The sequence below is a fragment of the Colwellia sp. MB02u-10 genome, from assembly GCF_014077185.1.
Lineage (GTDB): Bacteria > Pseudomonadota > Gammaproteobacteria > Enterobacterales > Alteromonadaceae > Cognaticolwellia.
This window is the reverse complement of record NZ_JACGVK010000110.1, coordinates 61,524-70,491: the sequence shown is the minus strand read 5'-3', so window position 1 is coordinate 70,491 and position 8,968 is coordinate 61,524. Positions and strand designations below refer to the sequence as shown.

The 8,968-nt window shown below is 38.9% G+C and carries 8 protein-coding genes; 2 read left to right on the top strand and 6 right to left on the bottom strand.

Features of this window, described 5'->3' with window-relative positions:
- The first annotated feature begins 314 nt into the window (after positions 1–314).
- Positions 315–1,817 (top strand): FAD-dependent oxidoreductase, encoded by a 1,503-nt coding sequence (locus H4J59_RS07345; protein WP_182238109.1) that lies wholly within the window; start codon positions 315–317, stop codon positions 1,815–1,817.
- Here the strand turns inward: H4J59_RS07345 and H4J59_RS07340 are convergent.
- From H4J59_RS07340 to H4J59_RS07330, 3 genes are all read right to left on the bottom strand, one after another.
- The gene (locus tag H4J59_RS07340; RefSeq protein WP_182238107.1) at positions 1,806–2,495 is read right to left on the bottom strand and encodes a phosphoglycolate phosphatase; all 690 of its coding nucleotides are present in this window, start codon (positions 2,493–2,495) and stop codon (positions 1,806–1,808) included. The two genes, H4J59_RS07345 and H4J59_RS07340, sit on opposite strands and share 12 nt — an antisense overlap.
- A gap of 251 nt (positions 2,496–2,746) precedes the next feature.
- Positions 2,747–3,124 (bottom strand): ribosome recycling factor family protein, encoded by a 378-nt coding sequence (locus H4J59_RS07335; RefSeq protein WP_182238105.1) that lies wholly within the window; start codon positions 3,122–3,124, stop codon positions 2,747–2,749.
- Between the two features lie 56 nt (positions 3,125–3,180).
- The gene (locus tag H4J59_RS07330; protein ID WP_182238103.1) at positions 3,181–3,945 is read right to left on the bottom strand and encodes a hypothetical protein; all 765 of its coding nucleotides are present in this window, start codon (positions 3,943–3,945) and stop codon (positions 3,181–3,183) included.
- A 275-nt stretch (positions 3,946–4,220) separates the two neighbouring features.
- Between H4J59_RS07330 and cysB the strand changes: the two genes are divergently transcribed.
- Positions 4,221–5,195, top strand: a complete 975-nt coding sequence (gene cysB, locus H4J59_RS07325; RefSeq protein ID WP_182238121.1) for an HTH-type transcriptional regulator CysB — start codon at positions 4,221–4,223, stop codon at positions 5,193–5,195.
- 83 nt (positions 5,196–5,278) lie between these two features.
- Here the strand turns inward: cysB and H4J59_RS07320 are convergent, their stop codons facing one another.
- The 3 genes from H4J59_RS07320 to pabB form a co-directional block, all read right to left on the bottom strand.
- Positions 5,279–6,655 (bottom strand): L-serine ammonia-lyase, encoded by a 1,377-nt coding sequence (locus tag H4J59_RS07320; protein ID WP_182238101.1) that lies wholly within the window; start codon positions 6,653–6,655, stop codon positions 5,279–5,281.
- A gap of 185 nt (positions 6,656–6,840) precedes the next feature.
- Positions 6,841–7,419, bottom strand: coding sequence for a CoA pyrophosphatase (locus tag H4J59_RS07315; RefSeq protein WP_182238100.1), 579 nt, complete (start codon positions 7,417–7,419; stop codon positions 6,841–6,843).
- Positions 7,420–7,507: 88 nt separating this feature from the next.
- On the bottom strand, positions 7,508–8,947 hold the full coding sequence (gene pabB, locus H4J59_RS07310) for an aminodeoxychorismate synthase component I (protein ID WP_259369433.1): 1,440 nt from the start codon (positions 8,945–8,947) through the stop codon (positions 7,508–7,510).
- Between the last annotated feature and the right edge of the window lie 21 nt (positions 8,948–8,968).

Below are 8,968 nucleotides of genomic sequence, written 5' to 3'. Positions count from 1 at the left end.
CAAGTAATCGGATCCGTAGTCTACCATTAGTCGTAGTGGCAATAATTTGTGATAAATTTTGAGTCATATGTAGTAATCCTTTGTTAAGGATATTAGATCACAAAATTATCGGAATTGGTATAACTTATATCAAGATATTAATGCAGAATCACTTGATTATTTAACTACTAATTTTTATTATGTATCGTGATTATTTAAGCACTATTTTTCAATATAAAAAAGTACATCAAAATAGTTTTATAGTCCATATACCCTATGTAAATGACGTTCTTCTACGTGAAACTTCCCAATGAAAGTATTATATTGTCAACTTTATGAATAAAATCTTAACTCCTGAACAGCCATTTATAAACTCAAGTGTAAAAGTCGGTATTATTGGTGGCGGAGTGGCGGGATCAACTATTGCTTTACGTTTTGCTGAACTAGGCATTAACACTACGTTGATAGAAAAAGGCAAGAGTTTGGTGAATGGCCCTCCTTTTTGTCATTTGCATGCCGGTGGTAATTTATATCGAGAGATTTCTGAACAACAATGTATAACACTATTGGAGCAGTCAATAGACACGGTAAAAGTTTTTCCGCATAGTGTTAATTATCGCCCAACTATTATTGCCTTACCGAAAACAGATCAAGGTGAGGTGATTGACCTATTACCTCGCTTAATTAAACTGCGTGAACGTTACGCTGAACTTGTACAGCAAAATGTTAGTAATAAAGTGTTGGGTGATCCTGAGCAATATTTTCTGTTATTTGACCGTAATGCTTTAGAGAGTTTAGCGAAACGAGTTTTACCCACTCAGATTAAAGCTAATGAAGACTGGTTAGTGGCTTTTGCTCAACAAGTGGATTTAGACAAATTAAAATTTCCCGTTCTGCTTGTGCAAGAATATGGTTGGTCTGCTTTTCGTATGGCTGCCATTGCCACACTCGCTATCGAAAGGTTACCTTGTTGCCAGCTAAAACTTAATAGCCAAGTCATCAATATTGAACACCAAGCTAGCGCAAGTAAGTGGCGTATAACTTATAAAAATCCTCAAGATGACAATCACCGACAGACTGATTTTGATTATGTTATTAACGCCTGTGGCTTCAAAAGTGGTGAGATTGATGACATGCTGCATGCTAAGCGCGAACGCATGGTTGAATTTAAAGCTGCATATGTTGCTCATTGGTCACAATGTCAGGGCTTGTGGCCAGAAGTGGTTTTTTATGGTGAACGTGGCACACCCAATGGTATGGCACAGTTAACGCCTTACCCTGATGGTTATTTTCAATTACATGGTATGACACAAGACATTACTTTATTTGACGAAGGTTTAGTGGCCAGCGTTGAGCAGAGTGCACAGCCTAGATTGTTATCGCGGTTTATTAAAAAAATCGAGCAACAATGGCCGGAACAGTTAATAAAGGATAGAACAGTAGGCTCTATTGAATACCTTGCACAATATATAACTAATTTTTCGCAAGCAAACGTTGCGGCTAAGCCCATGTTTGGTGCACAACAAATTCCTGGCGATGATGCCACCTTACGTGCGGCAGATGTTTCTTTTCATGGTAAGCATTATGCTCGCACCGAAATAGTAAAAGCATCTTCTGCATTGACAGCCGCTGATGTTATTTTACAAAACCTGCTTGATGTTGGCTTAGTTAGCTCAGCGCAAGTGGGTGAGCATTTGCATGACTATTATTTTCCTGTCACTTTACAATGTTCAGAAGCAGAGGTGACTAATAAAGCGATTATGTTTGCTCGCCAACGGGATTATCCTGCAGCGTTAGCGAAAAATTTTATGTTAGCTAATTTTATGTTATCTGAGTAAGTCTAACAACTCAGCGAAGGTATCTAAGCACCAGTCAGGTTGATAGACTCTAATATCTTCGCCATAGTTATATCCATAAGTTAAGCCAATGCTTTGTATGTTTGCCGCCTTTGCCGCCAAGATATCGTTTTTAGAGTCGCCTATCATTATACATTGCGCTACTGAAACTTTTAATGTTTTACAGGCATGCAAAAGTGGTAAAGGATGCGGTTTGCGTTCGATTAAACTGTCACCACCCAGTTGTAACTCAAATAACCCCTTAAGTTCAAAGCCAGTAATAATAGGTTCGATAAACTCTGTGGGTTTATTAGTGATAATCGCTAACCGATAGCCCTGATCCTTTAAGGCTAATAAGGTTTCTCTTACTCCCTTATATAAGCTTGATTCAACGCATAAAAACTGTTGGTAGTAATTTAAGAAAATCGCCAAAGCTTCGTTTACTTTTGCTTCACTTAAGCTGTTATCTACAGCTGCATTGTTGTCGCAAGAGTGTTGTAAAGCACGTTCAACTAAGGTTTTTGCACCATTACCTACCCAACCACGGATAATTTCTTGGGGAAATGTCGTTAAGTTTAATGCTAGCAGCATTTTGTTGATCGCTGCAGCAAGATCGGGAGCACTGTCAACTAAAGTGCCATCAAGATCGAATAACAGTACGGTTTTATTTTCTGGGCTCATCTGAATCTCTTCTGTAATAAAGTGATTTATTGCGCTGATGCATCACTTTTTTTATTAAAATTTATTTATCAATGTATTATTTGATTGTCTTCAGTTATTGACCACCTGTGCCAGTTAAAGTTATCCAAAGCTGCGTTGAGCCCAAGTTACAATTACCACTTCTCCACATAAATTGAGTTGATGTGTGTAGATATATCTTTAATTATGGTTAATTAGGTCGTTAACTAACTCAATGGCCGCCAAGCTTTATTTTAACCAAATTCGAGGGTATCTATTACCCTTCTTGCTTCCCCTATTGTGCAGTCTGTGCGTTGCATGAGCTCAGAGACTGTTATTTCAGGTTTCTTTTGAGCAATAGTTAATAACATGTCAAAGCCTAAATTCCTACGCTGCTTGGATAGGTGTGTTGCTAGCCATTGCCAACTTGTTTCTTCACTTTGCTCTATTAGGCTAATGGTTTGTTCTAGTTGTTCAAAAGTTGCTTTTAACTGCCAGTTCCGTGAGCGACCAATTCGGCTAATTTCGCAGCCTTGCTCACGGATTAAGGCTTTAAGTGCGTAGGCCTTTAGCACCCGACGCAAAAAAGAGGGTAGAGCAATATAAGGGATATGATTTTTTGGCGTTTTCATCAGAAGTTAGCCATAACAACTCGCATTGCTGAAAGTTATTTGCCATAGATAACGGATTACCATTTTTTCTTTGGTTGAAATAGTAAGTCTAAATCATCTTCTTCTGTTTTGGTTTTTTTAGCGGCATCTTTAGCGTTTGTATTGTTCAACGAAGAAGTAATATCGTCTAGTACGTTTTGTATTTCCTCACGCTTGCTAAGACAGTATTCAGTTTGAATAGGGCTTTCTGATATCGTTTGTAAGGCTTTTTCTAAATATTGTCTTGCCGACCCCAGCATTTCTTTTTGGTAGGCTATTACGCCACGTTTTTGCAAGGTTTCTACGCCAATTTTAAGTTGCATAGCTGATAATTTATGTTCTTCTTGAGCAAAGGTTTGTACATCTACATTACCTTTGGACTGTTCTGATTTTAATATTACTCGCAATTTTTTTATGCATTGTAAAGCGGAGACTAATTGTTGCTCATTGTCAGGCAAAATAAAAATTTGCTCACCCGTTTCATGGTTAGTGTCAGATGTGCTAGTACTGACGCGCCCTTGCATTTCTCTTATGCGTTTAATTAACGGCTTATCATCTGGTAATATTTTCGCCATAGATTTTGCTGCATTTAAACTGCGTTTATTAAGTATCAGAACTAAATGTGGATTATTTGGTAGGTTGGCAATACTTAAAAGTAATTCTTCCGTTTCATCGATTATGGCTTTTTGTTTTGCTGCTTTAGTTCGCTTTTCTCGTTGTACTTTTTCTTTGTGCTGTTGAATTGCACCCAGTACTACGACAATGATAATTAAAGCGATAATTAAAGCGAAGATAATGCCCATGTTTAATTCTCTATTATGATAAATATAAATTACTAATACGCCAGTCTACAAAAATTGTTCGATGATGCAAAGGATAAAGCGGCTTCTTTTAAGTATTTGGCAGCATTAGCTTGTTTGTTACATTTCAATGGCTCGATTCTATTAACTGATTAGCGACTTATTTTGTTATCAAATGGGTAATTAGTAAGTTATTTGTATATAATGTAAAAAATAACATGGAATAAATGTCTATTTAAGTATATATTTTTCTTCTAAGAAAACTCTGAATGGTAATTATGAAGCTGCAACAACTCCGTTATATCGTCGAAGTACTTAATAATAACTTAAATGTTTCCGCCACCGCTGAAAGTCTTTTTACCTCGCAACCTGGTATTAGTAAGCAAGTACGAATGCTTGAAGACGAACTCGGCATTCAAATTTTTGGTCGCAGTGGCAAACACTTAACTCATGTTACGCCTGCGGGAAATGAAGTTATTAACATAGCGACAGAAATTTTGTCGAAAGTTGAAGCGATTAAAGCGGTGGCTCGAGAACATACGCAACCCGATGAGGGCAAACTACGTATTGCAACGACTCATACTCAAGCGCGTTACGCTTTGCCTGAAGTTATTCAAGGCTTCATGAAGAAATATTCAAAAGTTTCATTACATATGTACCAAGGTACACCTTCTCAAATTAGTGATGCGGCAAGTAAAGGTGATGCTGACTTTGCTATTGCGACCGAGTCTTTGCATTTGTACAACGACTTAGTGATGTTGCCTTGTTTCCATTGGAATCGCAGTATTATTGTAAAAGCGGATCATCCACTCGCTAGTAAAAAAAATATCACTATTGAAGATATCGCTCAATACTCGTTAGTAACATACGTCTTTGGCTTTACTGGCCGCTCAGAACTAGACGACGCTTTTAATGAAATGGGTGTCGAACCTAAAATTGCTTTTACAGCAACAGATGCTGATGTGATTAAAACTTATGTCCGATTAGGTGTGGGTGTTGGGGTTATTGCCACCATGGCGATGGATCCTAAAATTGATCATGATTTAGTGACTATTGATGCAAGTCACTTATTTAGCCCAAGTACGGTGAAAATCGGTTTCAGACGTGGCACTTTTTTACGTGGTTATATGTTTGACTTTATTGAGCGTTTTGCACCACATTTAAATCGAGATTTAGTCACTAAAGCTATTTTATTGAAAAATAATGCTGAGATAGATGAAATGTTTGCCAATATTAAGTTACCTATGCGTTAAACGTTAAAGTAGCTATAAAAAAACCGTATTATTTAATACGGTTTTTTTGTTTTGAAGCGCTTATTTTTACATAAAAGTGAATACTAACACTCAGTAATATTAACCGCTAAGCCGCCACGTGAGGTTTCTTTATATTTGGTTTTCATATCATTACCTGTATCCCACATAGTTTTGATCACTTTATCCAATGATACCTTTTGCTTACCTGTACCTCTAAGCGCCAAACGAGAAGCGTTGATCGCTTTTACTGAACCCATGGCATTACGTTCGATACAAGGAACCTGTACCAGGCCTCCTACGGGGTCACAAGTTAATCCTAAGTTATGTTCCATACCTATTTCCGCGGCATTTTCTACTTGCTCTGGTGAGCCACCCATAATTTCTGTTAATGCACCCGCTGCCATTGAACATGCAACACCTACTTCTGCTTGGCATCCGCCTTCTGCACCAGAAATAGTCGCATTGGTTTTATATAAAATTCCGATGGCGGCCGCGGTTAATAAATAACGAATACAGTCTTGGTCATCTACGGGTTTAATAAATTTATCGTAGTAAGATAATACAGCGGGAAGAATACCTGCTGCGCCATTGGTTGGCGCTGTCACCACACGACTGCCGGCCGCATTTTCTTCATTTACCGCTAAGGCAAACAAATTAACCCAGTCCATGGCTGACAGTGGATCGGTATTTTTTTCAACGCATAGTGCTCTATGTAAAGCGGGCGCTCTTCGGATGACTTTTAAACCGCCAGGCAATATACCTTCGGTGACTATGCCACGTGCAATACTTGCTTTCATGGCATCCCATATTTCTATGAGACCCGAGCGAATACTGGACTCATCTTGCAAACATTTCTCGTTATCCATCATGATAGTACTAATACTTAAGCCTTTTTCGTTGGCTATTTCTAACAGCTTATCAGCACTAGAAAAACGGTGAGGGCGATCAATATTGGCATGAGTTGATAGGGCTTTGTCTTTTTCTTTTTCAAAATCGGAATCTTTAACAATAAAGCCACCACCAATGGAGTAATAGGTTTCTTCAAAGATCACAACATCATTACTATAAGCAAAAAATGTCATGGCGTTAGCATGTGCGGGCAGGGACTTTCTGCGATGGTAGATAATGGCACTCGCTTTAGGGAAAGCAACAAAACTTTGCATATTCAGGTTTATTTTTTCGCTCGCTACAACCTCAGCTAAAATAGACTCTATAGAATCAACTGGAATGGTTTCAGGGCTTTGCCCAGTCAATCCTAGAATAACGGCTTTACCGGTACCATGACCAATACCTGTTTGACCTAATGAGCCAAACAGTTCACATTTCACGCGATCTGTCTTAATTAATTTATTGTCTGCTATAAGATTTTTAACAAACAATTTTGCTGCTTTCATTGGGCCAACGGTATGAGAACTGGATGGGCCAATTCCGATTGAAAACATATCAAATACACTAATCATAAGAAAACCTGAATAAATACTGTTATAAGTGGGTGGAAGTAAAATTTTGTTCGGTTATTGTAGCTGAAAGCTTTCAGTATGCAACACAAAATATCGCTTCAATGCGTATAACTATAGCTAATATTTTTATCGCTTGGCTCTAGCGTGATACGCATTAATTGACTGTTGATCTAATGCGTATCACGCTAGTTTCTTTGGTTTAATAAAATACTCAAGTCATGCAACATAGCCGCGGTTGCTCCCCAAATATTGTAGTGTAGATAAGGCATATAGTGCACATTGTGTTGCTTGCCTTCATGATAAAGTGGTACTTGAATATGGTGTTGTCGTTGCAAAAAGTGTGATAAAGGCACATGAAAAACTTCTGAAACTTCATTTAGGTCAATTTGATAGCTGCTGTTATTTGATATAATGGCGACAATCGGCGTTACTTCATAACCTGAAATAGTTTGGTAAGGCTTAAGTTGCCCAAGTACATCAATGCAGCTAGCGTGTAGGCCTATTTCTTCTTGTGTTTCACGCAGTGCCGTTGCGATCATATCATCATCATAGCGCTCTACTTTGCCACCTGGAAAACTGATTTGTCCTGGGTGATGGGTAAGATGGCTAGCACGTTTGGTTAACACCACTTCAAGTTGACCTTGATAATTGGCAATGGGGATTAACACCGCGGCACTTTTAAGCTTATGTTGGTAGCGAAATTTATGTGCTGAAGCGGGTAATGCTTGCATTTGAAAGCGCTGTATAAATTCTTCTCTAGTCATACACACCTTAACGTTACTTTAAAAGTGCCTAGTTCTCAGGGGCTACTTGGCGTTTGGAGGGACTTTATGCTGGATACTCAAGCTTAAATTATACCAAGTTTAGTTGGCTTAATACCGGCAAAATTTTACGCACTTTATCGTAAGTTTCTTGATACTCGCTGTCAACATTTGAATCGGCGACTAAGCCACCACCAGCCCAACAATGTATTTGCTGATCATGACAAACTAAAGTGCGAATGGTGATGCTAGTATCCATATTACCGCAAGCTGACAAATATCCAATAGAGCCGCAATAAATACTACGTTGGTGAGGCTCTAATTCTTCTATGATATCCATGGCTCTTATTTTTGGCGCACCGGTAATAGAACCGCCAGGAAACGCTGCACGTAATAAATCGCTGCCATCATACTGTGGGTCTATCTCCCCTTCAACCGTGCTAACTAAGTGATGCACGGCTGGAAAGCTTTCAATGGCAAAAAGTGCTGGCACGGTTACTGTGCCGGGTAGACAAACACGACTGATATCATTACGTAACAGATCAACTATCATTAAGTTTTCGGCTTTATCTTTACTGGCCTGCTGCAGTTCAATGGCGTTAGCTTGATCTTGGGCTGCATCATCGCTGCGCGGCCGAGTACCCTTAATCGGCTTACTTTGTACTTTATTATCGACCAGTTGTAAAAATCGCTCAGGTGAAATACTTAAAATAGCACTCTCCTCAAAACGTAAAAAAGCTGAGAAAGGAGCTATGTTTGCTTGTCTCAAGGCACAATACGCTTGATATTCACTACCAGCATACTGGGCGGTAAAACGCTGGGCTAGATTAATTTGATAACAATCGCCAGACAGCAGGTAGTCATGCACTTGCTTAAATTTATCGCGATATTGTTCCGGTGCCATATTTGATTGCCACGGCGTAGTTAACTTGAAATTATTTTCTGGCGCTTTTAGCTCAACTACCTGTTCAGCAGCTTGCGCTTTATTTTGCAAAAGGGCGCGGTTAAAAAATGCAATAAAATCCGCTCTTTGTTCATCAAGACATAACAACCAAAATTGTTGTAATTTTCGATCATAGATCACCGCATGTTGGTAGATACCAATGGCCATTTCAGGTATATCAATATCTTTACTGTTTTGCTGTTTTATGGCCTCAAAACGTTTACCTAAATCGTAGGCGAAATAGCCGACTGCACCGCCTTTAAAAGGTAAGTCGTGTTCCGTAATCTCGAGATGACTAAAGATTTCCTTTTGTTCACGTTTCAATAACAATAATGGGTCGTCATGACTGTGATACTCACTGTTGTCGATTTTATGGTTAATGCGAGTCACATTACCGACAGTGGTTAGTGTGGTATTAGGTTGCCAAACCATAATGTCATAGCGGCTATCAACATGGCTACTTTCACAGGAGTCTAGCCACATTGCCCAAGGTTGCTCAGCCAGTGTGGCAAAAAGTGACTGACTATCAAAGCTTAGATCAAGCTGAAGTAATTTAGCGGATAGCTGCGTTGGTGAATTAGTCGGCAAAATATTCTCACAGGTTTTATG